This window comes from Bacillus sp. JST-5 (assembly GCF_057747715.1).
This window is the reverse complement of sequence record NZ_JBYLHW010000039.1, coordinates 1-24,823: the sequence shown is the minus strand read 5'-3', so window position 1 is coordinate 24,823 and position 24,823 is coordinate 1. Positions and strand designations below refer to the sequence as shown.

Here is a 24,823-nt window from a genome sequence, read left to right as displayed (position 1 = left end):
ATGAAGTTATCAAAGAACAAAATTCTAACTGGAAAATACCTCAAAAGAGGATTCTAAAAATACTATACGAGGAGGAGAAAAGATGAACCGGTCCGTTACATTAGAAAAGCTTTATATTCATCCGATTACACAAAAATATTTAACACGATCTGGCATGGAACACGCCATTACCGTTGCTGAGAAAGCCTATGAAATTGCACTGCAAAGAAACATCAATCCGGACTTAGCCACAAAAGCAGGATTTCTCCACGATATCGGTCATTATAAATGGTACCAACCAAACGGCCAATGGGATTATGAATCATATCGAAAAAAAGATATCCATCCTATTAAAGGTGCTGCTCGCGCTCATAAACTTCTTATTCGTTGCGGTGAAGATCCGGTGAGAGCAAAGGAAATAGCCCTTGCGATTTTATTTCATACCGATTCTTTTCTGCCTGACGGAAAACTCAACCTCTCTCCTTTGCAACAAGTCGTTGCCATAGCCGACACCATCGTGGAAGAACCCGGCGGGAAACATCACTATCGTAAAATTAGTTTTGAAGCGGGTTTAGAGCGAATTCGTTTGCTAGATAGAAAGATTGAAAATATGCTAAATATAAATGTCGGGTGAGTGAATGTACCTATTTCACCAATATTAGCCTTTCGATGTTTATCGTTCCTCTGAATTTACTTGATTAAAAATAATTTGTAGAACTTCTTCCTGGGACAATTCATCAGTGAAAATCGTTTCATTTTCAACACCAAGATAATCCTGGGGAGTCCACCATTGTCTTAAAACATCCTCCCCAAATTCCATCTTTTTCTCCCGTGTGTTATGGCGTTTCACCGTTTCTTCAAAGGATAAATCAAAATAATAGACGTAGGCCCGCTGATTAAAAAAGCGAATTAAATGTTGTAACATTGCACCATAACGGTTTTTATTTAAAATTCCTTCCACAATCACGTATTCACATTTACCTTTTCCGTACTCTGCAATTTGCCGGATTAAGTCAATGGAAGGATTCCCTTCCCGATCCCGAACCATTAACATGTCACGCCGGATTACGTCCTGGGAAACTAACAGAGTTCCGTCTCCAAAATGCCTTTGAAGTTTTTTGGCAATGGTTGTTTTTCCGCTGCCGGAATTGCCACGAATAATGATGAGTTTTGATTCCATCTTTACTTCCCCCTCCGTACTCAACCCTAATCGATATCATTGTAAGTTAAAGACAAATAAACTAGCAAATTTTTCCTAAAATAGGCACAGGGAGATGAAAAGGATGGAATGAAAGAGTCAAGCGAAGTAGGCTTGACTCATGAATGACATCCTTTAGAATGAGTCCAAGGTGAAGAAGGTAAAAAAATAAAAAATTAAGAAAAACAGAGAATAGACGAATTTTTGTCCGAAAATTAGGGGGTCAGACCGAACTTACAAATTTGTGTACCTAAGTTGCAAATATTTAATCAGTCGATCTGGATTGGCACCTGCCAATCCTTCCTTCTTATAAAAAAATCAGCCTCGTATGTTCCACTTGCAAAAATAATCAAACAAGTTGCAAGTTTTTTTAATTGCTTATTTAACATTTTTACTCTTGATGCTTTAACTTGAAAAAAAAATTATCTAGTTGCAAGATTTTTGTAAACTTTTACACACGAGTTAAATCATATTTATATAGATCTAATCATTGAAGTTGGAGCCTTTTAAAGATTTTTAATAAAGTAAAATGGAAAGAAGGAGAAATATCTCCTCTTCCTCCTTCTAGTTGAATTTTAAATTATTCAATTGACGTTTAAATGAATGACAACTAAACGTTTATCCCACTGACGGTTCTTTTTCTAGATTTTGATATAATTGAAAATAAAACCCTTTTTCTTTCAATAACGATTCATGGGTCCCTTTTTCGATAATTTTTCCGTTATTTAAAACTAAAATCAAATCAGCATTCTGAATGGTATTTAAGCGGTGGGCAATAACAAAACTAGTTCGACCATACATTAATTTGCGCAAAGCATCTTGAATTTTTATTTCTGTAATAGTATCAATACTACTTGTTGCTTCATCCAAAATTAATATGGATGGATTTCGAAGAATGGCTCGTGCAATCGTTAATAATTGTCTTTGTCCTTGGCTGATTCCTGCCCCATCTTGAGAAAGAACGGTTTCATATTTATTCGGTAACCTCATGATAAACGAATGAGCATTAGCTTTTGTCGCTGCTTCCACAACTTCTTCGTCTGTAGCATTTAAACGTCCAAATCGTATGTTTTCCATAATCGTTGTCTCAAAAAGAAACGAATCTTGTAAAACAAAACCCATATGAGAACGTAAACTTTCTCTCTGAATAGATTTTATTTCTCGTCCGTCAATGTAAATTCCTCCACTATCAGTTTCATAGAATCGTGAAAGCAATTGAATGATCGTAGTTTTTCCGGCCCCTGTTGGACCGACAAGGGCTACTGTTTGCCCTGCTTTAACTGTAAAGTTAATATCCGTTAATGTTTCGTTATCTTTTTCATAAGAGAAATATACATTTTTAAATTCAACATTCCCTTTTACCTTTTCAATTTTAGTAGCCTTTTGTTCATCGATCGTTTCTACTTCACTATCTAACACATCAAAGACTCTTTCAGCACCTGCTATAGCAGAAAGTAGTGTATTAAACTGATTTGCTAAATCATTTAATGGACGTGTAAATTGTCTAGCATATTCGGTAAATATAACAATTTCCCCGATTGTTACAAGATCATATAAAGCAAAAATTCCTCCAAAAAAGGCTATAATAGCAAAGCTAAAATTGTTTAATACGTTCATTAATTTAGGAATAAATCCTGAATACGTTTGCGCCCAGTAACCGGATTGACGTAATTGCTCATTTTTCTCTAAAAATTCTTGAACGACCCTTTCCTCTTGTGAAAAAGTTTTAATAATTTTTTGTCCAGATATTGTTTCTTCAATAAATCCATTAAGTTCCCCTAAATTTTTTTGCTGTAACTTAAACAAAACACTCGTTCTATTGGTAATCCATTTCATTCCAAAAAACATCATTGGGACAATGGTTAATGTAATGAGCGTCATATATGGACTTAACAGTAACATAATGGTAACAGTTCCCGTTAAAGTTAAAATACTTGAAAAAATTTGAATTACGGAACTGTTTAGCGTAGAACTCACGTTTTCAATATCATTAATGACTCGACTCATTAATTCCCCTTGTTTTTTCGTATCAAAATATCGAACTGGGAGCTTATGTAAATGTTGAAATAACTCTAATCGCATTTGAAAGACTGTTTTTTGAGCAATTCCGATCATCCAATAGTTCTGTAAAAAAATAGAAACAGAATAAACAAGAAAAATGACACCAAGCCAAAGTAATATTGTAGTTAGTTCATTATATTTTCCTGGAACAAAATATTCATCAATGGTATATCCAATCAAATATGGACCTAGTAAACCAAAAACTGAACTTGCTACGACCATCAAAATCACAAAGATAAGCGTTGTACGATAAACAGATAGATACTTCCATATTCTTTTTATCGTATTCATCCTATTTTTAACTTCTTTATTATTGGAAGAAGTCTTCTCATTCATCATTTTAATATTTTTATATGGGTTAGCAGGAAGTTTCCCCATTGAACACTACCTCCTTTCGTTGTTGTGATTGGACGATTTGTTTATATAAATCATTGGAGGTTATTAGTTGTTCATGTGACCCTTCTGCTACAATTCGACCATGATCAAACAGAAAAATTTTGTCTGCAATTTTTGCAGTGTTAATTTTTTGTGTAATGATGATCGTTGTACAGTCATACTTTCGAATAGCATTCAATAACTGTGCTTCTGTTTTTAAATCAAGGGCACTGGTACTGTCATCCAATAAAAGAATTTTCGGTTTTCGTACCAATGCTCTTGCAATGGAAATTCTTTGCTTCTGTCCTCCGGATAGATTAACACCTTTTTGACCTACAATCGTTTCATATTGGTTTGGTAGATTCATAATCGTTTCATGAATTTGAGCATCTTTAGCTGCTGCAATTATTTCATCCATTGAACAATTCTCTTTTCCCCAAGATATATTTTCTTTAATCGAACCAGAAAACAGCAATACATCTTGTGGAACATATCCAATTTGTTTTCTTAAATAGTCTTGATTCAAATCTTTAATATTAAATGTATCAATTAAAATATTGCCATTTGTTACGTCATATAGTCTAGGAATCAATTGTATAAAAGTTGTTTTTCCAGAACCTGTTGAACCCAATACGGCGACAGTTTCTTTCGGATTTATGTGAAAAGTTAGATCAGTAAGTGTAAATGTATTGGATGTCGGATATTTAAATGAAACCTGTTGAAAAGTAATTTCACCGTTAATAGGTGGATTTTCTTTTTTCTCTTTTTCAGAGTCATCCATTTCAGATTTTGCATCAAAAATTTCACTAATTCTTTGAGCAGAAGCATGTGCTCTTGTTAGTGCCATTACGATAAAAGTGATCATCGATAATGCCGAAGTTATTCGAAAAGCATAATTGACAATAGCAACCACTTCACCTACTTTTAATGCACCATTGTTCACTTCAAAACTTCCTACCGCAAGAATAATTACAATGGCAATATTCATTACAAACAGTAAAATTGGCGTAATTGATTCAACAAGTCTTAACACGTATATGGTCCGATCCATAAGCTTCTGATTGGTATCATTAAATCGTTTTACTTCATGTTTTGATTGAACAAATGCTTTGATTAAGCGCATTCCATTTAAATTTTCTCTCATTACTCCATTCACGCGATCTAAAAGTCGCTGAACCGATTTAAATAAATGAGAACCTTTTTTCATTGTCCAAACGATAAAAAGAAATAAAAAAGGAATTGTTGTCAAAAGGATAAGAGCAAGCTTTACATGAACGAAAAGTGCCATTACTGTACCAAAAACGACTAATAATGGAGCTCTCATTAAAATACGTAAACTCATAAAAATTGTGTTTTGGACTTGTGTAACATCGTTTGTTAATCTTGTTATCAAAGATGAAGTTGGAAATTTCAAAAAATTCGAGAATGAAAAAGCTTGAACTTTTTGAAACAACCCCTTTCTAACATCATAAGAAAAATTTTGGCTAACGTAGCTAGCAAAAAATGAATTTGTAATCCCTGCCCCAAATGCAAGGAGACTAATTCCAATCATCACTGAACCCCATGAAATGACAACAGATAAATTTTGTTCAATAATCCCTTCGTCAATAATTTTTGCCATTAACAATGGTTGCCAAAGTTCTACTGCTAACTCTATAAGCATAAGGAGCCATGCAATGGTCATCATCATGCGATATGGCTTTAAAAAAGATAATACAACTTTCACCATCCATACCCCCAAGCGTTGTATATAGACAACGATGACTAAATACTATTTATTTTACACCATAAATAGAATTTATCATAGAATAAGAGTTGCATAAAAAACATTTGTTTGTCTTCATTTTATTATCTGTTCATATTGAGTCAGTTTCCATGATCTAGAAAAAAAGTCGTCATTAAATGAGTTTTTATCAGTTATCTGTCATTGAAAAAACACTTTTTTGTCATACTACTTTTTCAATTTCAATTCAATTCCTAGTCCTTTACATACTTTAATTAATTGCGTTTCATGTTTATCGAACAACTTATGGACTTCTTTCTTCTACTTTTTGTTCGGCTTCGAAAAAAAGTTGTTTGTTATTTTTTTCTAAATCTTCTTCATATTTTTTATATACATCTAATTGTAATTCCATCGCTTTTACAAATTCTTTATGCACATCTTTCACTTCTTTCGTTTTTAAAGAAACATCCTTTATATCCCTTACTAATTGTTCAAATGAAGGAATGACATCATTTCTTAAAATTTCTAAAGAGTGATTACGATCATCTTCCTTTAATAATTGTTCTTCTGCCATTGTTGCCAATTCAATTTGCCGTTCAATAAATGTCTTTCGTATTTCCAAATATTCGTTCATTTCTTTTGTTGCGTTAAATCGACTGCATGAAATTAGTACGAATATGCAAGTATAGAATAGAATCCAATGTTTTTTCATGTAAAAATTATCCCTTCAAAGGTTACTTTTGAAATTTCGACAATTTTCATACATATTCTTCCTTTACTTGTTATGTAAATATACAAGAATAATGATTGAAAAACACCTAATAATAAAGAGGAAGAGGAGGTAATTCTGATATGGATGCAAAACGATTAAAACAAATTTTATCTTCTCCTACAGACATTGACATAAAATATAACGGTGTTTCTGTTTGGGTAGATTCACTTAATGAAGATGGGAAAACAGCAACGGTCCATTTAAGAGGACCACTTGAAGAACGTACAGTAGTAAACATATCTGAGTTGGTGGAAGACGAAAAATAACCTCTATCATAGGCGATAGAGGTTATTTTTATTGATCATCGTTTACATAAGGCTCTTTTTCATAAGGATGTAAATCACCAAATACGGTCATTATATCTTCCGCATCAAGGTCCTCTTCATATTTCTCATGTTGTTTATTCGGGAATACCATAATATTTTTACCATGCATATCTGTTCCAATAAAGTTTTCATAATCCTCAACATATCCAATTGGTTCATTAGATTCGTTATAAACTTCATTATAATGGTCACTTGAATCAACTAAATCTGATGGTGAATCTGACGTCCCCCACTCTGCTACTTGTTGCCAAGAATCTTCCGCATCAAAAGCAACATTTTCATCTAAAGAATCATCAAAATCAAATTTTCCAAATGGAGGCATGAAGACCCCTTCTTCGATTGGACGATTTTGGGAAGCCACTTGGTCAGGTGTATGCTGTACACAGTATGTCGTTGTCGGTATAGCTTGTAAACGCTCAAATGAAATGTCTTGACCACAAATTTCGCATTTTCCATAAGTACCTTCTTCCATCGCCTGAAGGGCCTTTTCAATATTTTTTAAGTGAGTTTCATAATGTTCTTTTAATGCTAAATCCTTCTCCCGTTCATATAATTCTGTTCCTTTGTCTCCCGGATGATTATCATAACTGGATAATTCTCCAACAGATTCATGAGCATGACCGTGATCTAAATTTAGCGAATCATTTTGTAGTAAATATTTTTCGATTGTTACTTTTTCCTTTAATAAAACATCTTTCAAAATTTGAATTTGTTCGGATGTTAACATTCTTTTCTCCCCTTTTAGTTCGGAGTATATGTGTAGTATGAATCAAACATTTGGAAAACATGTTGTAAAAAAGAGGATAAAATTTTTCAAGATAGAATGGGGAACAATAACGTTAAATTTAAAGGAAGGAAATAGATCGTGAAAATTCGAAAGAGAGATGTTATTTTCATTGAGGTTGAAGGTGGAAATGGAAAAGAATCATTTGATCTGGGAAGAATTTTATGCGTTATTACAATCACGTGATAATATAATTTTATATCAATTGGAGAGTATTAAATTTAGTTTGAATCAATGATAAAAATAAACGAGAGGCGACGTTAGACACATATCAAATTGGAGTTAGTTCAGTGGAAAATAAATAAAAACACCCGCTCTATTTTGAGTGGGCAGATTAGAAAATTATTATGCAATTTCATGAAAAGTGATTTCAGGTCTACTTCCAAGACGAATGTTTACCCCTGTCTGACCTAATCCTTCGCTAATATAAAAAGGTTTACCGTTATATTGTTGTAGACCTTTCACCATATTCATTTTTACTAATTGTCCCATTTTCACTAAATGGAATGGTTTTGGCCAATGAATTTGTCCACCATGAAAATGGCCAGATAATAAATAATCATAAGGATATTCATTCATTTCTAAAACGATATTAGGATCATGAGTTAAAACTAATTTATATCCATCTCCAACGTTTTCATAGGACTCTTCGATATTGCTTCTTAATGTACTATAGTCATCGATGCCTATGATATAAATGTTTTGGTGATCTATAGTTAATGAAACACTTTCATTTTGTAGAGTATGAACTCCATATGAATTCAACGTGTTTTTTAATTCTTTAAAATCATGTTGGGATAATACATAGTCATGATTACCGAAAACTGCAAATGTACCATAAGTCGGATTAATCTCTTGAAAAACCTTTAAGTAAGGTATTAACTTCGGTATACTTTTGGATCGGTCTAAAAAATCTCCCGTCAATGCAATAAGATCAATTGGTTGATTGATTAATTGTTTCTTCAAATCCAGTGCTGAGATGGAAAGATGTTCTAGATGAAGATCTGAAAGGTGAAGAATTTTTATAGGCTTCTTTAACTTAGACGTTTTCGGGACTTCTATATGATTAATAACTAGATTTCTAGTATTATCATTACCTTTTTTAAGTATTATAGATAAAGATATTAAAGTAAACATAAATAAAGATGTTCCTACCATATTGGCACCTCCCATTTTCTAAATATATCAAGAATTCAGGGTCAATTATAGTGGGAGTTGATGGTAAGGAAGCTTGAATTTTACTAAAAAAATCATATTTGAAATGGCTCATATCGATTATAGTAATTTGAGGGAATATTCAAAAAAATATTTCCAGGGTAAGCGCAAAAAATACTAATTTTCGCATAAATAGCTGTCACAAATGCCCTGAAAAATGACTTATACAAAAAAATAATGTCAAAACACGTTAATTCTTTCGACATTTTTCTAATAATGGTCATAATCTATAAAACGTTAATCTTTTCTTATAGGAATAGAAATGTCTACTTTTTTATTATTAACCATATAAGAAAGTTGGATCTTAAACGGTTGATGCGAGTGAAATAATTTTTTAGGTATGATTACTTCCATCGTTTCTGAACTATTCGGATTCATAGTTTTGGAAAACACCTCGATACAAAAATCCCCTTTTTCTTTCCCCTCATACGTAATAATTTCACCACAATCATATAACCACTCAATATTTTGATTAGAATGGTTGTTAATATCAGTTGTAACCTTATAATTTAAGTCATTTTCTTCTTTGACAAAAGCTTTTATGGATACAATGGAATCTTGATATTGTCCATATGGGATATTCCCCTTAGAATTACTCGGATTTTCCATTGATTCACAACCTCCTACCATAGTTAATAAAATGGTTGTTATTAATAAGATTATAACCTTTCTCACATATTCACCTCTTATCAATTTAATTAAATTATATATGAAAAAGCTTTTTCCATGATTTAAATATTCATTAATGATACAATATGATTACAATTTTTTGAAAATAACTTAAGGAGTGAGCCAATTGGGTGAACATTTAGATAAAGCAACATTTGCTGGTGGCTGCTTTTGGTGTATGGTTAAGCCATTTGATCAGTGGGAAGGAATTCATCGTGTAGTCTCTGGATATTCTGGTGGCCACGTGGAAAATCCAACATATGAGCAAGTTAAATCGGGAACGACTGGGCATTACGAAGTTGTCCAAATTACGTTTGATCCAAAAATATTTCCTTATGAAAAGTTATTAGAAATCTATTGGCAACAGATCGATCCTACCGATGACGGAGGGCAATTTCATGATCGTGGAGATTCTTATCGAACGGCCATCTTTTATCATTCGGAAGAACAACGAAAGTTAGCGGAAGAATCGAAAAAAAGATTAGAAGAAAGTGGTATTTTCAAAAAACCAATTGTTACAAAAATTTTACCTGCTAAACCTTTTTACCCTGCTGAGGAATATCATCAAGACTTTTACAAAAAAAATCCGGAAGAATATCGTTTAGACCGAGAAAAATCTGGTAGAGATGAGTTTATTAAAAAACATTGGGGAAAATAAATATGTAATTCTTTTATAAATCACTTTTACATAATTTTCTGATAGTTGTAACGATCGTTGTAGAATAAAATTTTTGAATATAATTCTTATGAAATTCAATAGGGATTGGTCCTTGCCAATCCCTATTTTAATTAAGCTTATTCTAATTGGGGCATTTATAAGCAAAAGCACTCAAAAGTTATGGAATTTATTTCTATCGTTTATGTTTCTTCTTATAAATTTTGTTTACATTCTCACTCTTTTCTTCCGCAAATTCGGTTTGATAAACATTATTCGTTTTTTGTAAAAATTTTTTATTCCTGTGTTGTGAATGGTGTGTACCCAAAATTGAGCTCTCCATAAACCGATGAAACAAAATTTCTCCTAATGAAATAAACAAGGCGACAAAAAAACTTGCAATTCCGAGTGGAATAATCCTTTCAATTACCATAATTCCAAGTAACCATGTTGCAATAAATGTTACTCCAAAATCGGCTATTGTCGCAACGGTATTTCCATAACGAGGTAAAATAAACAAATCTCCTAAAAAATAAGAAATACCTGTTAATAAAATACTAATAAAGAGAATATCTCCAAAAGTAACATTATAAATTAAGCCAAGAATAATCGTTGTTACAGCTAAACTCATTAAAAACTTTATGAATAAAGGACCAATATGTTTCATTCTTATATCCCTCCTTTTAGGGATATTTTTTACGGTATTTGAAATATTATTCTTTCTATATAAAAGAAAATACCTCTCAAGGAGGTATCTACATAGTTTTATTTACAGCACCTTTTTGTACTGTTTTCGCTTTTTTAGGAAGGAACATAGATGCTATCAATGCTACAATCGTAATAATCAGTAATACAATTACAACATGGTGAATGCCATAAACTAATGTATTTTTTAATATTGCCAACGTATTTTCATTTAACAAATTGGATTCTTTATGATTAATTAAATAGTTAAATTCATTTGGATGAATATTTGATTGATTTAATATCGTACGGTTGAAAAAGACTCCAATGACTGCACTACCAACCGATTGACCAATGGTACGGAAAAAAGTATTTGCTGCAGTTACAACCCCTCTTTGGTCCATATCAACTGCTGATTGGACACTTACTGTTGTAATCGTTATAACTGTACCGAATCCAAATCCAAATACCGCAGATAATAAATAAAAATAAACGGAAGAAGTATGGATTGTAAATGTCGACATCCATATTGCCGATAAAACTAATATACTCATCCCTGTTGTAATCGTAAAACGCTCACCTTTTAAAATTAGCAATCTCCCACCTGCAAACGAACCTAACATCCATGTGAGTGACATCGGCGCTAACATAAGACCAGATTCAGTTGCCCCTTTTCCAAGAACCCCTTGTGCCCACATCGGGATATATACCATCGTTCCGATTAATACCATACTTACTAAAAATGCGATAGCATTACCTATAGAAATTTTTGGTAAAGATAAAATGTTGATAGGTATTAAAGGTTCTTTCGTTCGTTTTTCTATAAAAATAAAGAGAAGGAAAAAAACAATCGATAGGAAAATGGCAGAAATGATTTGCATTCGACTCCAACTCTCCATTTGCTGCATCGTATACAATAACAATAGTACCGCTAATGAAAATACAATAGCTCCTAAATAATCGATAGATTTCTTCTCAGCTGTTCGTTTTTCTTTTAATAGAACTGCAACCATAATAATTGAAATAAGTCCAAAAGGAACATTTATAAAGAATATCCAATGCCAAGTCATTTGATCAACAAAAAATCCTCCGATGAGAGGTCCTGCAATACCGGCAATTCCCCATGCCATACCCATGATTCCTAACATTTTTGCTCGTTTTTCATATGGGAAAATATCTCCGATGATAGTCATCGTTACTGGCATGATCGCACCAGCACCAATTCCTTGAATTGCACGATAAATGATTAATTGTTCCATCGATTGCGAAATTCCACACAATGCAGAACCGATTAAAAATACAATCGTTCCGTAAATAAAAACATTTTTTCTCCCGTATAAATCACTCAGCTTTCCAAAGATCGGAATGGTAACGGCAGATGTCAATAAATATATAGAGAATACCCAATTCATCATTTCAATGCCTTTTAATTCACTCGCAATGATTGGCATAGCCGTACTAACAATTGTCCCTTCAATTGCAGTTAAAAATGTTGCTATAAACAATGCAACCGTGATCGCTTTTATGTTTAAATTCGCCATGATTCATCCCCTATTCCCATAAAAAGTCTATTAAGCACCGATATTATCCTCTTTCCTTTGGAAAATGTCAAATAAATAACAAAAATGCTGCCTGAAATCATCAGACAGCAAATTAAGCTTACGATAAAGCTTGTTCTAAGTCTTCTAAAAGATCTTTTACATCCTCTAATCCGACTGAAATACGAATAAGTCCTTCAGTTATACCAAGTTCTTGTCGACGCTCATAAGGAATGGATGCATGAGTCATTTTTGCAGGAAGAGAAATTAAACTTTCGACAGCACCAAGACTTTCAGCAAGAGTAAAGTATTTTACCTTTTGTAAAACATCAAGTGCTTTTTCACTGCTACCGACATCAAATGAAATCATGCCACCAAAACCTCTAGACTGTTTTTTATGAATGTGATGGCCTTTATGACTTTCAAATCCCGGATAATAAATATTAGAAACATTTGGATGGGATTTCAAAAATTCAGCAATTTTTTTCGCATTTTGTTCAATTTCTTCCATTCGGACACCAAGTGTTCGAATTCCTCGGATTAATAACCAACAGTCTTGAGGACCAAGAATCCCACCGACGGAATTTTGGATAAAATGTAAATCCGACTTCAATTGCTCTGAATTTACAACGACAACACCTGCAACGACATCACTATGACCGCCCAAGTATTTTGTTGCACTATGAAGAACAATATCGGCTCCTAACTGTAATGGATTTTGCCAATATGGAGTACTAAATGTGTTATCAACGATCAATAATAAATTATTTTCTTTTGCTAATTTGCTAACGGCTTCTATATCCGTAATTTTTAATAAAGGATTCGTTGGTGTTTCGATATAAATCGCTTTTGTATTCGGTTTGATGGAATTTTTCACTAAATCCAAATCAGATGTATCCACGAACGAAACATCCACTTGATAACGGTTTAAAACTTTTGTCATTAAACGGAATGTACCACCGTAAACATCATCGGTAATAATGATATGATCCCCAGCTTGAAATAAGTGCATGACAGATGAAATAGCAGCCATACCCGAGCCAAATGCAAAACCAGCAACTCCACCTTCTAAATCTTTAATTAGCTCTTCTAGAGCATGTCTCGTTGGGTTTCCTGTTCTTGCATATTCATATTTAAAATTTCCAACTCCATCTTGCTTAAATGTACTTGCATGAGAAATTGGAATAGATACAGCACCAGTATGTTCATCACGTGGAATTCCACCGTGAATAAGTTTCGTTTTATTTCTCAATCTAGTTCCTCCTCATAAATATTTTTACTTAAATATCGTTCACTACTGTCTGGAAAGATTGTGACAATATTAGTTCCTTCCGGTGCGTATTCTGCCTCTTTTAGTGCGGCTTCATACGCGGCACCAGATGAACTTCCAACAAGCAGTCCTTCGAATTTAGCTAATTCGCGAACTCTATGAAAAGCTTCGCGATCTAAAATCGTATAAATTTTATCGAAATATTCTTGATTCATAAAAGGAGGAATAAATTCTAATCCGATTCCTTCCGTTTTATGAGGTCCCGGTGGATGTCCATTTAATATTGATCCTTCAGGTTCCACAACAACCGTCTTAATGTTTTTGTTTTTTTCTTTTAAGTATTTTGCCGTTCCGGTAAATGTTCCGCCACTTCCAGCTCCAGCAACAAAAATATCAATTTTTCCATCTAATTGCTCATAAATTTCTGGACCTAACGTTTCATAATAAGTTAATGGATTTGCATCATTGTGAAATTGTTGTGGGCAACAAGAATTTGGGATTTCCTTAAGCAATTGTTGTGCTTTATCAATTGCACCTTTCATACCTAATTCGGTCGGAGTTTGAATGACTGTTGCACCTAATGCGCGCATTAACATTTGTTTTTCTTGACTGAATTTTTCTGGAACAACACAAATAACTTTTATATTTGTTCCAACAGCAGCTAAGGCTAAACCAATCCCTGTATTACCAGCGGTTGGTTCAATAACCGTTCCATTCGAATCAATTAGACCTCTTTCAATCGAATCTTTAATTAAGTATTGTCCTAGACGGTCTTTAATACTCCCACCTGGATTCATAAATTCTAATTTGGCAAAAATATTCACTTTATGAGCGAAAGGATGATGTTGAATTTTCAACAATGGGGTATTTCCAATTAGCTCATTTATTTTGTTAACATATTTCATGTTTGCACCTCGAAATATTTACTGAAAGATTTGAGTCCATTCGTCGCGTTTAGAAAGCATTTTTTCAGCAATAGCTTTAGCTCCTTCTAAACTATGACTAGCAGCCCATCCACATTGAACCTCATTACATGCCGGTACTTCTGTAGCTTCCAAAACATCTTTCAACGTTTTTTCTAAAACTGTTAAGAATCGATCATAATCACCATCATTTATAACAGATATATAGAAACCTGTTTGACATCCCATTGGACTCACATCAAAAATTGTATCATGATGATTACGAATGTTTTCAGCCATTAAATGTTCTAAAGAATGAAGAGCTGGCATTTCCATATGTTCTTTATTTGGTTGACAAAATCTAACATCGTATTTATAAAGACGATCCCCTTTTTCTCCCGTGCTTGTACTAGCTAAACGGACATAGGGAGCTTTAACTTTTGTATGATCTAAATTAAAGCTTTCTACATTCATTTTTTTAATTTCCATTCATGACACTCCTTTTTAAAATTAAACCTATAAGTATAGTATGTTTTTTAGTTGACTTTGTCAAAGGAGAAACATATGATAAAAAAAGGTATTTTACCACTTTAATTCCTAGTTTTCTGATATGAATTATATAAATAAAGGAGAATGACAGATGGGAAGAGAATTTGACCAATTATTTGATCAATGGGCACCTACGTATGACCATACAGTTTCTGGACACGATGAAGAATATCGTGATGTCTTTATGAATTATGACGAAATTTTATCGAATGTTGCTAATAAAGCGAAAGGTACAGTCATTGAATTTGGAGTTGGTACAGGGAATTTAACGAAAAAATTATTAGATAGAGGTTTAAATGTCATCGGTGTTGAACCTTCAGAAAAAATGCGTGAAATTACAAAAAATAAAATGAATTTTGAAGCTATTGAAGGAGACTTTTTACATTTTCCGATTCCAGATGAAAAAGTTGACTCGATCGTGAGTACTTACGCATTTCATCATTTAACTGATGAAGAGAAAGAAAAGGCCATATCCTATTATTCTTCCATTCTATCAAAAAATGGTGATATTATAATTGCTGATACCATTTTTTCTACAGAGGAAGAAAAATTAAAAACAGAAAATGATTATAAGCAAAAAGGATATGACCGGCTTGTTCATGATTTACAAACAGAATATTATACAACCATACCTATTTTAACTTCTATTTTTGAAAAACATGGGTTTAACGTTCGTTTCGAACGAATGAATCATTTTGTTTGGATCGCTCATGCTAAAATTAGTAATCATTAAGTCTTCCGATTTTATTCGGAAGATTTTTTCCTTTTTGTAAATATTCATTCATCTGTTCAATTGGTACGAGTCCTCCACCGGTTGACCAAACAATATGAGTACTATTTTTCAGTGCTTGTGGAGTGTATTGTTTTATAAAACGACTCTTTTTAATTAAAACTGGACCCATAATCCCTGCGGCTGCAGACGGTTCTAAGCGAATATTCTCTTTCTCTTGTAAAGCAACTAAAAATTGAAATAGCCGATCATCTTTGATGGTATAAACTGCATTAATGTAGGGACCAATTGTATCAAATACAAACGAAGAAACACGTCCAACAGCAAGTCCATCTGCTTCTGTTTTTAATGGTATTCCTATATCTTCAACTTCGATTCGATCACCTTTACCGGTTATAAGTGCCAACAACATACAAGGAGCATTTACCGGTTCAGCAAAAATACAGTGAACATGAGGACCAAAAACATGTTTTAAACCAAATGTTATTCCTCCGGGTGCGCCACCAACACCACACGGCAAATAGACGAATAATGGATGGTTTTCATCTACAACAATTTTCTTTTCATCTAGTTGTTTTTTTAATCGTTTGGTACTAACTGCATATCCAAGAAATAAATCTTTTGATTTTTCGTCATCGATAAAATAGCAGTTTTTTGATGACTTACATTGCTCTCTCCCTTCCCTAACTGCAACACTATAATCACTTTGATGCTCTACAACTTCAACGCTATTTTTGATTAATAATTGCTTCTTCCATTCTTTGGCATCGCTTGACATATGTACAACGACTCGAAAACCTAATTTTTTACTTATCATCCCAATACTTAATCCTAAGTTTCCAGTTGAACCTACTATAATCGTATATTTGGAGAAAATAGATCTAAACTTTTCTTCAGCTAACATTTTATAAGAATCATTGGTATGGAAACCACCTTCTTTTACTGCAATGGTTTCAGCAAATTTCAGAACTTCATAAATTCCCCCTCTTGCCTTTATTGAACCAGCGATTGGTAATAAGTCGTCTCTTTTTAATAACAAGGTGCCATCTATCGAAGTTTCAAACGTTTTTTCAATCCAATTTTTCATATTTTTTATTTCTGTTAGTTCAGATTCAATGATTCCAGATGAAACATTAGGGTAATAGTGTGCAATAAGTGGTGCAAAGCGTAAAAGTCTTTTTTCTGCTTCCTCCCATTCATTGCTTAAATCTTTATATTTTTCCTGAATAGGAATTGTATTAGCATGTTGTTCCCAAAATACTTCATTTAGATTTTTTATTTGTTCCAACAACCTAGTTTCATGGTGCATACATCATCCCCCTAATAAAAATTATCCAACGTAATAGGCAAGCGCTTTTTGTACGTCATAAATAGTCTTATCTTTTTTAAACTCTTTCACGATTGGTTCAGATACACCGGAGATCCAAATATTCAATTCAGCATCTAAATCGAAATGTCCTGCAGTTTCTACACTAAAATGTGTAATGGATTTATAAGGAATAGAATGATATTCAACTTTTTTTCCGGTTAACCCTTGTTTATCAATAAGAATCAATCTTCTGGACGTAAAGACGATTAAATCACGGATAATTTTATAGGCTTGTTCTACTTTTTCATTCTGAATTAAAATAGAAGATAATTCTTTTTGGACAGATTCCAAATCTGCTTGTGAAGCATTCCCTAATAGTCCATCAAAAAATCCCATAAAAGATCCCCTCCATACTTTTTTCAATATAATTGTATGAACGTAAAGAATTTGATACTTCCCTTGAAAGAATGCTTTCCAAAAAAAATAGAAAGCTTAGATGTTTAGATGTTGAAAATCGGTATTGTTTGTAAAAATATTATATCCTTCCTTTTTGCAGCATCTCCTTCTGCTAATATTGCTGCTTTAGTTATAACTTTTGCCCCAGCTTTCACAACTAATTGTTCTAATGCACGAATCGATTCACCTGTACTAATAACATCATCAATTAATGCAACTTTTTTTCCTTTAATGAGTTCAACATCTTTTTGATCTAAGCAAAGAATTTGCTTTTCGTTCGTTGTAATGGATTGGACTTCTATGAGAAATGGTTCATTCATATACGCTTTTATACTTTTTCTTGCAACGATGTAATGTTTCATATTTAATATCTTTGCCATTTCATAAACAAGAGGTATTCCTTTCGCCTCTGCTGTAACTAAAATGTCAACTTCAGGCAGTTTTTCAACAAGAATTGGAGCAACCTTTTCAACTAATTCGCGATCCCCTAAAGTGACAAAACTTGCAATTTTTACATGATTAGAGATTTGAATAATTGGTAATTGACGAACAATCCCAGCAATTTTTAACGTATAGCTATTTTTCATAACCGTCCTCCTCAAAAGTTTTTGTGGAGGGACGAAGAAAACAATAGAAAGATTTCTAATGTTTCTAACAAACCCTCCATAGTAGGTTTATTTTCGGTAAACCTGTAGAAACTCCCAGACCTTATTACCAGGAATATATGGAGATCCTGTATTTTTCTTAACTATATCACGTTTTAGTTGATTACATTGAATAAATTTTTTTATTTATAAAAGCATATTTTATTGCAAAATCTAATTTCGTATTGTATATTATTTTAATGCATGAATTGTGACTAAACGGTCAGTCATAATATCAAAAGTTATCATTCAGGAGTGGGGAAAATGAATACCGAATATCAAACGACGAATCAAATTACAGGAAGAAAAAAATGGTGGGCGTTAGCAACGGTTTTAGTAACGATGTTTTTTGCTTCCATGAATCAAACCGTTGTTTCAACAGCTATCCCAACCATCATTAGTGATTTACATGGTTTTGAATTATATGCTTGGATTTTTAGTGCTTTTATGATTACTTCTGCTGTCACTGTTCCCATTTATGGTAAGTTGTCAGACATATACGGTCGTCGACCATTTTACATTTTTGGATTAATTGTTTTTTCATTAGGTTCTATTCTTTCAGGGTTTGCAGAGTCAATGACATGGTTAATTATTGCACGTGCTATTCAAGGAATTGGTGCAGGGGCAATGATGAGTATGCCACGAGCAACGATTGGGGACATTTTTAATCCAGTCGAGCGTGGAAAATGGATGGGTGTAATCGGTGCGGTTTTTGGTCTTTCCAGTATTTTAGGTCCAACGATTGGTGGATGGATTACTGATCATTTAAGTTGGCATTGGGTATTTTTCATTAACTTGCCATTTGCTGTTCTAGCATTAATTGGTGTTTTTTATGCATTACCGAAAGTTAAAATTGATCAACAAGCAAAAATTGATTGGTTTGGTACATTTTTATTAGTTATAGGTCTCATCCCTATTTTATTAGGTTTTACATGGATTGGAGATAAATATACGTGGACAGATTGGGAAACGATTACCCTTTTTGTTGGCGGTGCTATTGTATTACTAATTTTTGCATTTTATGAAACAAAAGCTCAAGAACCTATTGTTGATACTGCTTTATTCAAAAATCGATTATTTTCTGTTACCCTTATTCTCGGTATTTTCATATCTATGGCAATGTTTGGTGCAACAATGTTTTTGCCATTATACATTCAAGGCGTTATCGGATTGAGTGCACAAAATAGTGGATTAGTTATGGCTCCTATGATGATCAGTTTTATCATTGGATCGATTATTTCCGGTCAAGTGATGACTAAGACAGGAAAGTATAAGCGTCTCTCACATATTTGTGCGGTATTTATTGTCGTAGGTTTATATTTATTTACAACGATGAATGTTGATACTAGTTACACAACAGTCATTATCAATATGGTTATTTTAGGAATTGGGATTGGTTCCTTAATGCCATTACTAAATGTTGCTGTACAAAATGCATTCCCATATCGCTTAATGGGGACAGTAAACTCAACACAACAATTTGTAACATCACTAGGCGGAGTGATAGCTTCTCCTATTTTCGGATCTTTATTAAATAATGGCTTTAATAAAAAGTTAGAGGAAACGATGCCTGAGGAATTATCTTCTCTTGGAAATACTGGAAGTGCTCTTAAAGATTTAAATCCGCAAGCATTGCTGACAGCTGATGCTCAAGAACAATTAAAACAAGCATTTTCACAATTTGGTGAAATGGGATTGCAACTATTTGAGAAATTTATTCATGCGGTTAAAGTTTCTTTAACTTCCGGAATGTCTTCATTATTTTTCGTTGCCCTTGTGTTTGGTATTTTAACGTTTTTTGGAACATTTTTAATGCCAGAGCAAAAATTAAAAGGGGACGAATACTTTGAAGAATCTTCTAAAAATGAATAGATAAATCAAAACATCGAGTAATAAACGAATCTCGTTTATCACTCGATGTTTTTTATAGTTTGGAGAAACACTCTTTTATTACTAGGCATTTAATTGAGAGAGAAAAATCATATCGATTTTTTCATTTTTTCCATTAATATTAAAAGGATTGCGACAGAACATGGATCATGTCCCTATGGAAATTAAATATCAGTAGATTTTACGATATTTATTTTATAAATATCAACTAATTGTTGAAAAGCTTTTTCCGTCTCTTCTTCGAAACCTGGTATAGAACTCATACAATCTTCTAAAACAAATACTTTTGAAGTTGAATGATAGTTTTCATTCATATATTCTAATAATTGTTTTAGAGATTCTAATACACAATGCGATTTCGCTTCTCCTGAGATAAAGATTTTATCGAAAGAAGATATCTCTTCTAATAATTCCGTATTCATTACATAATTTGGATCGTATTCAGGTTTAAAAATCCCATACATTTCTGTAACTGGAGACTGTCCTTTCACAATTGATTTTGCTTCTGTTTGTCGGACAAGAGAATGAAAATAAATCATATTTGCTAATTGGCCTTCTAAACTTGCTCCAAATGTCCCTTCTATACAATGATACGGCCAAATGCACAATTTTTTCTTCCCTATTTTTTCTAGATTTTCAACATACTCTAAACTTCTTTCATATTCCTTTAATGGGATCCATTTCCCTTTTTTCACTTCATCTGCATGAATTATTGTAAACGATGTAGGATGATTTCCGTCTTTATCCTTCCACCAAATTGGATGGAAAATTTGATGTGGCATGTGTGTATCTAATGAATATACGATTTTTGATATATGATTAAAATGGTGAAATATAAATTTTGTAACGTTTTCTACGTCTTTATGAGAGTTTGGGACTCCAAGTTCCCCCTTTTCCATAAAGTCATTTTGAAAATCAATGCATAATAACAAAGTTTTTTCTTTATCTTCCGAAGCAAATTTAATGTCTTTTACCTTATTGGCTAATGACAAAATATCGTTTAACTTCTTATAATTTTTCTCCCCTATTTTTTCAATATCAACAATTTCTTCAAAACTTACATTCAATTTTCTCACCTCAAAGAACATTATACTAATCATATATTAACAAAAAATAGCTTATCATTGGATTCATATTTTGAATTTAACGATGTTTAACAATATTTTCATTTTTCTAAAATTATTGTATACTAAATATTAGAGTATCGAAATAAAATTTCAGGAGGTTGGAAATGGTAAAAACAATGGAAAAACGCCCCGTTCGTTCGGAAGTACCTGAACATTTAACATGGAATTTACAAGATTTATTTCAGTCAGATGAAGAATGGGAAAAAGAGTTAAAACAATTAGAAAATGATTTATCAATAGTGACAAAGTATCGCGGGACACTATCAAATGCAAAAAATTTATTAAATTGTTTAAAAGCCTATGAATCCTATTTTCAACGTGCCAATTTAGTAGCTGTTTATGCTAGCTTAAAATTCTCTGCTGACGGAACTGATCCTGTAAATCAAGGAAACACGAGTAAAATATCTTCCTTTGTATCAAATGTAAATGCTTCATTGTCGTTTATAGAATCTGAGATTTTAAATATGTCTGAAATAAATATTATAAAATTTTATGACGAAGAGCCAGAACTTAAAGATTTTAAAAAATTTATTGATGATATTCTTGTGAAAAAAACTCATCGATTATCACCAGAAACGGAAGAAGCTTTAGCAGCTTTTAGTGAAGTACATAGTTCGCCATATAGAATCTATCAAATAAGCAAATCTTCGGATATGCAATTTGATTCCATTCTTTCTCAAAATGCTGAAGAACTCCCAATGTCATTTGCCTTATATGAAGATCGCTATGAAATATCTCCGGATACAGAATTAAGAAGAAATGCTTATGATTCATTCGTAAAAACATTAAATAAATATAAAAATACGTTTGCTGCCGCTTATGCAACGGAAGTAAAAAAACAAATCATTGAAGCGAAATTAAGAAAATATGAATCTGTTACTCATATGTTGTTACAACCTCAACAAGTTTCACTTGAAATGTATGAAAATCAATTAAATATCATCCAAAAAGAGTTAGCCCCTCATATGAGAAAATATGCTCGCTTAAAGAAGAAAGTACTTGGATTGGATGAAATGAAATTTTGCGATTTAAAAGCACCACTAGATCCTGATTATAACCCTGAAACTTCATACGAAGAAGCTTCAAAGCTTATATTAGATGCTTTACAAGTAATGGGACCTGAATATTTGGAAATTATGAAAAAAGGATTGACAGAAAGATGGGTGGATTTAGCTGATAATGTTGGAAAATCAACAGGTGCTTTTTGCTCAAGCCCATACGGATCACACCCATTTATTTTAATTACTTGGACAAATACAATGCGTGGTACATTTGTTCTTGCACATGAATTGGGACATGCTGGACATTTCTATTTAGCTGGAAAATACCAACGTCTATTCAATACTCGTCCATCTACTTATTTTATAGAAGCTCCTTCAACGATGAATGAATTATTATTAGGACAATATTTACTTTCCAATACGAATGATCAACGGATGAAACGTTGGGTCATCTCTCAGTTATTAGGAACATATTATCACAACTTTGTTACTCATTTATTAGAAGGAGAATTACAACGTCAAGTCTATGCTTGGGCAGAAAAAGGTAATCCGATTACAGCGAACGTTCTTTGTGAAATGAAAGGGAACATTTTAAAATCATTTTGGCAAGATGAAGTTGATATTGATGAAGGAGCATCGTTGACATGGATGCGTCAACCTCATTATTATATGGGATTATACCCTTACACCTATTCAGCTGGATTAACAGCATCTACTGCTGTTGTACAAAAAATCCAACAAGAAGGAAAACCGGCCATTGATCGTTGGTTGGAAGTTTTAAAAGCTGGAGGCACAATGAAACCATTGGAGTTAATGAAACATGCGGGTGTTGACATGTCAAAACCAGATGCTATTCGAAATGCCGTTGCTTATGTAGGATCACTCGTGGATCAATTAGTAGAAAGTTACCAATAAGAATGGAAATGGGAATAAAATATCCTCGTAATAGAAAAGCCAGGAAAATGTTTCTATTAACATTTTTCTGGCTTTTCATTTTATTAATCATCCGTTTACAACAGACTATTGTTTTTATGTATATGTGGGATATAAAATTGAAATAAACCATGTAAACTTTTTCTTATAATCCTAGTTTTTCTATTATAAGGGGAGGTATATAAATGAAAAATTATAAGTTAAGAATTTTATGGATTATTCCAAATGTGTTCTGTTACTTAATGTTTATTGGTTGTTCGTCCTTTGTTTTTATTAATGCACAAGGATTGAAGGAAATAAATAGACTTTCCATATATGTTATTATAATGATATTACTTTTATTAGTTTCTCTTTACGGAAGTTATCGCATTTGGACATGGATTAAAGAAGGAAAAATGTAAATGCACTATTATTACTGTTTGGCAAAATTACACATTTATCAAAAATCAATACTCTACTATTATTAGCCTACTTGAACCAAAATATGTTATTTGTCAAATTCTTTTTCATTCATGAAAGAAGGTGTCGTTACTCTCATTGAACATACGTGACTCCTTCTTTCATTGTTGGAAACTCATTTTTTCTAAACTGAACGTAATAAATTTTATTACTGATCGATTTGCTTTGACTTTAATAAATCTCTTATCTCAGATAAAAGCTCTACTTCTTTTGAAGGTGCTACATCTTCTTCTTGTTTCATTTCTTCTTCTCTTTTTCTTCTATTATTTAATAGTTTAACAAATAGAAATACAGTAAACCCTATAATTAGAAAATTAACAATCGCTTGGAGAAAGCTCCCATATTGAATGGTTGCATCTCCTACTTGAATTTTTAGATTTGTAAAATCAATTCCCCCAATAATTAAACCAAAAAAAGGCATAACAATATCATCGACAAGTGAAGAAACAATACTACCAAAAGCACTTCCAATAATCACACCTACAGCAAGGTCTACCACATTCCCTTTTACTGCAAATTGTTTAAATTCTTTCCACATATTATTCACTTCCTCTATCACCTTTTTAAATATGTCCAGCCATCATTTTGATAAACTTTTCCTTGTTTCATTAAATAACCTATCGCACGTTTGAATGCACCCTTACTCATACCAAATTTATTTTGAATTTCTTCAGGCAAGCTATGATCTGTTAATGGCATAACCCCTCCACGGTTATTAAGATAAGATAAAATTTTATTTGCATCATCTATAATTGCTTCATGGCTTCTTTTTAGTAATGATACATTAATGGATCCATCATTTTTTACATCAATGATTCTCCCTTGAACATTCGAGCCTAATCTCGGCTCCTCTTCACGTTGACTTTCATGGATAAAGCCACGATACCCTTCGTTTGTAATTATAAAAGAACCACTTCGCAAAGTTCGATACACAATTCCTGAAATATTTTTATTAAATTCGCTACGACTAGCTTTGATGAATAATGACTCCATTTCCTTTTCTGTCGCAATTTTTCCAAGTAAACGTCCTTGTTTATCGGTTTTTAACGTACAATATAATTTTCCACCAATGGTTGGCCAAACATGTTTCATCTTTGGTAAATCATTCTTATGGATTAAAATATCTTTACTTGTACCAATATGGATAAAGACACCTAAGTCTTCTTTCACATCGACAACTTCTACCCATCCATATATTCCTTTCATAATTGTAGGTTTTCTCATCGTTGCCGCTAATCTTCCTAATTTATCTTGATAAAGGAATACATCAATCGATTCTCCTATATGAAGATTTTTTAATATTTCATGATGATGTAAAAGAACATCTTCATGTCCATTTGATAAAAAATAACCAAATGAAGCTTCACGTTCCACCTTTAATGTAGTCATAACACCAGCTTCTAAATGCTCCATTTCTTCATTTCCTTTCTTTATGTTAAAACGCTTACTATCTTAACACATATAACAACACTTTCCAACGTCCGATTGAATCATTTTGTAGAGTAGAAAACTGATTTCAAAGGGACAGCTCATGCTGTCTCTTTTACTCTCAGCTTCCCCTCATCAAACCGTAC

25 protein-coding genes and 1 riboswitch are annotated in these 24,823 nt (G+C 32.7%); of the genes, 7 read left to right on the top strand and 18 right to left on the bottom strand.

Annotated elements, in window-relative coordinates:
* The first annotated feature begins 82 nt into the window (after positions 1–82).
* Complete coding sequence (locus AC3ASS_RS09195) at positions 83–613, top strand: HD domain-containing protein (RefSeq protein WP_488283233.1); 531 nt, start codon at positions 83–85, stop codon at positions 611–613.
* Positions 614–652: 39 nt separating this feature from the next.
* On the opposite strand, the gene AC3ASS_RS09190 is transcribed toward AC3ASS_RS09195, so the two are convergent.
* The 4 genes from AC3ASS_RS09190 to AC3ASS_RS09175 all read right to left on the bottom strand — a co-directional run bounded on the left by AC3ASS_RS09190 (position 653) and on the right by AC3ASS_RS09175 (position 6,048).
* Positions 653–1,159, bottom strand: a complete 507-nt coding sequence (locus tag AC3ASS_RS09190; RefSeq protein ID WP_488283232.1) for a kinase — start codon at positions 1,157–1,159, stop codon at positions 653–655.
* A gap of 636 nt (positions 1,160–1,795) precedes the next feature.
* Positions 1,796–3,616 (bottom strand): ABC transporter ATP-binding protein, encoded by a 1,821-nt coding sequence (locus AC3ASS_RS09185; protein WP_488283231.1) that lies wholly within the window; start codon positions 3,614–3,616, stop codon positions 1,796–1,798.
* Entirely contained in the window at positions 3,597–5,339 is a 1,743-nt protein-coding gene (locus AC3ASS_RS09180) for an ABC transporter ATP-binding protein (RefSeq protein ID WP_488283230.1), read from the bottom strand. Before AC3ASS_RS09180 ends, AC3ASS_RS09185 begins: the two co-directional genes overlap by 20 nt.
* 301 nt (positions 5,340–5,640) lie before the next feature.
* On the bottom strand, positions 5,641–6,048 hold the full coding sequence (locus tag AC3ASS_RS09175) for a hypothetical protein (RefSeq protein WP_488283229.1): 408 nt from the start codon (positions 6,046–6,048) through the stop codon (positions 5,641–5,643).
* Between the two features lie 140 nt (positions 6,049–6,188).
* Between AC3ASS_RS09175 and AC3ASS_RS09170 the strand changes: the two genes are divergently transcribed.
* Positions 6,189–6,374, top strand: a complete 186-nt coding sequence (locus AC3ASS_RS09170; protein WP_488283228.1) for an H-type small acid-soluble spore protein — start codon at positions 6,189–6,191, stop codon at positions 6,372–6,374.
* 28 nt (positions 6,375–6,402) lie between these two features.
* On the opposite strand, the gene AC3ASS_RS09165 is transcribed toward AC3ASS_RS09170, so the two are convergent.
* From AC3ASS_RS09165 to AC3ASS_RS09155, 3 genes are all read right to left on the bottom strand, one after another.
* A complete protein-coding gene (locus AC3ASS_RS09165) occupies positions 6,403–7,161 on the bottom strand; it encodes a yteA family sporulation protein (RefSeq protein ID WP_488283227.1) in 759 nt (252 codons plus the stop codon).
* A 402-nt stretch (positions 7,162–7,563) separates the two neighbouring features.
* Positions 7,564–8,355 (bottom strand): metallophosphoesterase, encoded by a 792-nt coding sequence (locus AC3ASS_RS09160; protein ID WP_488283235.1) that lies wholly within the window; start codon positions 8,353–8,355, stop codon positions 7,564–7,566.
* A gap of 315 nt (positions 8,356–8,670) precedes the next feature.
* Positions 8,671–9,108, bottom strand: coding sequence for a hypothetical protein (locus AC3ASS_RS09155; protein ID WP_488283226.1), 438 nt, complete (start codon positions 9,106–9,108; stop codon positions 8,671–8,673).
* Between the two features lie 121 nt (positions 9,109–9,229).
* On the opposite strand from AC3ASS_RS09155, the gene msrA reads away from it, so the two are divergent.
* Positions 9,230–9,760, top strand: coding sequence for a peptide-methionine (S)-S-oxide reductase MsrA (gene msrA / locus AC3ASS_RS09150; RefSeq protein ID WP_488283225.1), 531 nt, complete (start codon positions 9,230–9,232; stop codon positions 9,758–9,760).
* A 193-nt stretch (positions 9,761–9,953) separates the two neighbouring features.
* Here msrA and AC3ASS_RS09145 read toward each other — a convergent pair whose 3' ends face one another.
* From AC3ASS_RS09145 to AC3ASS_RS09125, 5 genes are all read right to left on the bottom strand, one after another.
* Positions 9,954–10,424, bottom strand: coding sequence for a YndM family protein (locus AC3ASS_RS09145; RefSeq protein ID WP_488283224.1), 471 nt, complete (start codon positions 10,422–10,424; stop codon positions 9,954–9,956).
* Between the two features lie 88 nt (positions 10,425–10,512).
* The gene (locus tag AC3ASS_RS09140; protein WP_488283223.1) at positions 10,513–11,982 is read right to left on the bottom strand and encodes an MDR family MFS transporter; all 1,470 of its coding nucleotides are present in this window, start codon (positions 11,980–11,982) and stop codon (positions 10,513–10,515) included.
* A gap of 118 nt (positions 11,983–12,100) precedes the next feature.
* Positions 12,101–13,231: a bifunctional cystathionine gamma-lyase/homocysteine desulfhydrase gene (locus AC3ASS_RS09135; protein ID WP_488283222.1), complete on the bottom strand. Its 1,131-nt coding sequence runs from the start codon at positions 13,229–13,231 to the stop codon at positions 12,101–12,103.
* A complete protein-coding gene (locus tag AC3ASS_RS09130) occupies positions 13,228–14,154 on the bottom strand; it encodes a PLP-dependent cysteine synthase family protein (RefSeq protein ID WP_488283221.1) in 927 nt (308 codons plus the stop codon). The genes AC3ASS_RS09135 and AC3ASS_RS09130 overlap by 4 nt, the downstream gene beginning before the upstream one ends.
* A gap of 18 nt (positions 14,155–14,172) precedes the next feature.
* The gene (locus tag AC3ASS_RS09125; RefSeq protein WP_488283220.1) at positions 14,173–14,640 is read right to left on the bottom strand and encodes an S-ribosylhomocysteine lyase; all 468 of its coding nucleotides are present in this window, start codon (positions 14,638–14,640) and stop codon (positions 14,173–14,175) included.
* A gap of 151 nt (positions 14,641–14,791) precedes the next feature.
* Here AC3ASS_RS09125 and AC3ASS_RS09120 point away from each other — a divergent pair, with 151 nt between their 5' ends.
* Entirely contained in the window at positions 14,792–15,433 is a 642-nt protein-coding gene (locus AC3ASS_RS09120) for a class I SAM-dependent DNA methyltransferase (protein WP_488283219.1), read from the top strand.
* Here the strand turns inward: AC3ASS_RS09120 and dsdA are convergent.
* The 3 genes from dsdA to AC3ASS_RS09105 all read right to left on the bottom strand — a co-directional run bounded on the left by dsdA (position 15,420) and on the right by AC3ASS_RS09105 (position 17,782).
* Positions 15,420–16,739 (bottom strand): D-serine ammonia-lyase, encoded by a 1,320-nt coding sequence (gene dsdA, locus AC3ASS_RS09115; protein WP_488283218.1) that lies wholly within the window; start codon positions 16,737–16,739, stop codon positions 15,420–15,422. The genes AC3ASS_RS09120 and dsdA overlap by 14 nt on opposite strands.
* A 21-nt stretch (positions 16,740–16,760) precedes the next feature.
* On the bottom strand, positions 16,761–17,135 hold the full coding sequence (locus tag AC3ASS_RS09110; RefSeq protein WP_488283217.1) for a PH domain-containing protein: 375 nt from the start codon (positions 17,133–17,135) through the stop codon (positions 16,761–16,763).
* A 104-nt stretch (positions 17,136–17,239) separates the two neighbouring features.
* A complete protein-coding gene (locus tag AC3ASS_RS09105; protein ID WP_488283216.1) occupies positions 17,240–17,782 on the bottom strand; it encodes a phosphoribosyltransferase family protein in 543 nt (180 codons plus the stop codon).
* 59 nt (positions 17,783–17,841) lie between these two features.
* A riboswitch (purine riboswitch) is annotated at positions 17,842–17,943 on the bottom strand.
* Positions 17,944–18,103: 160 nt separating this feature from the next.
* On the opposite strand from AC3ASS_RS09105, the gene AC3ASS_RS09100 reads away from it, so the two are divergent.
* Entirely contained in the window at positions 18,104–19,711 is a 1,608-nt protein-coding gene (locus AC3ASS_RS09100; RefSeq protein WP_488283215.1) for an MDR family MFS transporter, read from the top strand.
* A gap of 182 nt (positions 19,712–19,893) precedes the next feature.
* Here AC3ASS_RS09100 and AC3ASS_RS09095 read toward each other — a convergent pair whose 3' ends face one another.
* The gene (locus AC3ASS_RS09095; RefSeq protein WP_488283214.1) at positions 19,894–20,796 is read right to left on the bottom strand and encodes a cysteine hydrolase family protein; all 903 of its coding nucleotides are present in this window, start codon (positions 20,794–20,796) and stop codon (positions 19,894–19,896) included.
* A gap of 164 nt (positions 20,797–20,960) precedes the next feature.
* On the opposite strand from AC3ASS_RS09095, the gene pepF reads away from it, so the two are divergent.
* Complete coding sequence (gene pepF, locus AC3ASS_RS09090) at positions 20,961–22,772, top strand: oligoendopeptidase F (protein ID WP_488283213.1); 1,812 nt, start codon at positions 20,961–20,963, stop codon at positions 22,770–22,772.
* 203 nt (positions 22,773–22,975) lie between these two features.
* Positions 22,976–23,191, top strand: a complete 216-nt coding sequence (locus tag AC3ASS_RS09085; RefSeq protein WP_488283212.1) for a hypothetical protein — start codon at positions 22,976–22,978, stop codon at positions 23,189–23,191.
* Between the two features lie 206 nt (positions 23,192–23,397).
* Here AC3ASS_RS09085 and mscL read toward each other — a convergent pair whose 3' ends face one another.
* Both mscL and AC3ASS_RS09075 read right to left on the bottom strand, forming a co-directional pair.
* Positions 23,398–23,787 carry a large conductance mechanosensitive channel protein MscL gene (gene mscL, locus AC3ASS_RS09080; RefSeq protein WP_488283234.1) on the bottom strand — a complete coding sequence of 130 codons (390 nt, stop codon included), beginning with the start codon at positions 23,785–23,787 and terminating at the stop codon, positions 23,398–23,400.
* A 17-nt stretch (positions 23,788–23,804) separates the two neighbouring features.
* Positions 23,805–24,662, bottom strand: a complete 858-nt coding sequence (locus AC3ASS_RS09075) for a CvfB family protein (RefSeq protein ID WP_488283211.1) — start codon at positions 24,660–24,662, stop codon at positions 23,805–23,807.
* Positions 24,663–24,823 lie beyond the last annotated feature (161 nt).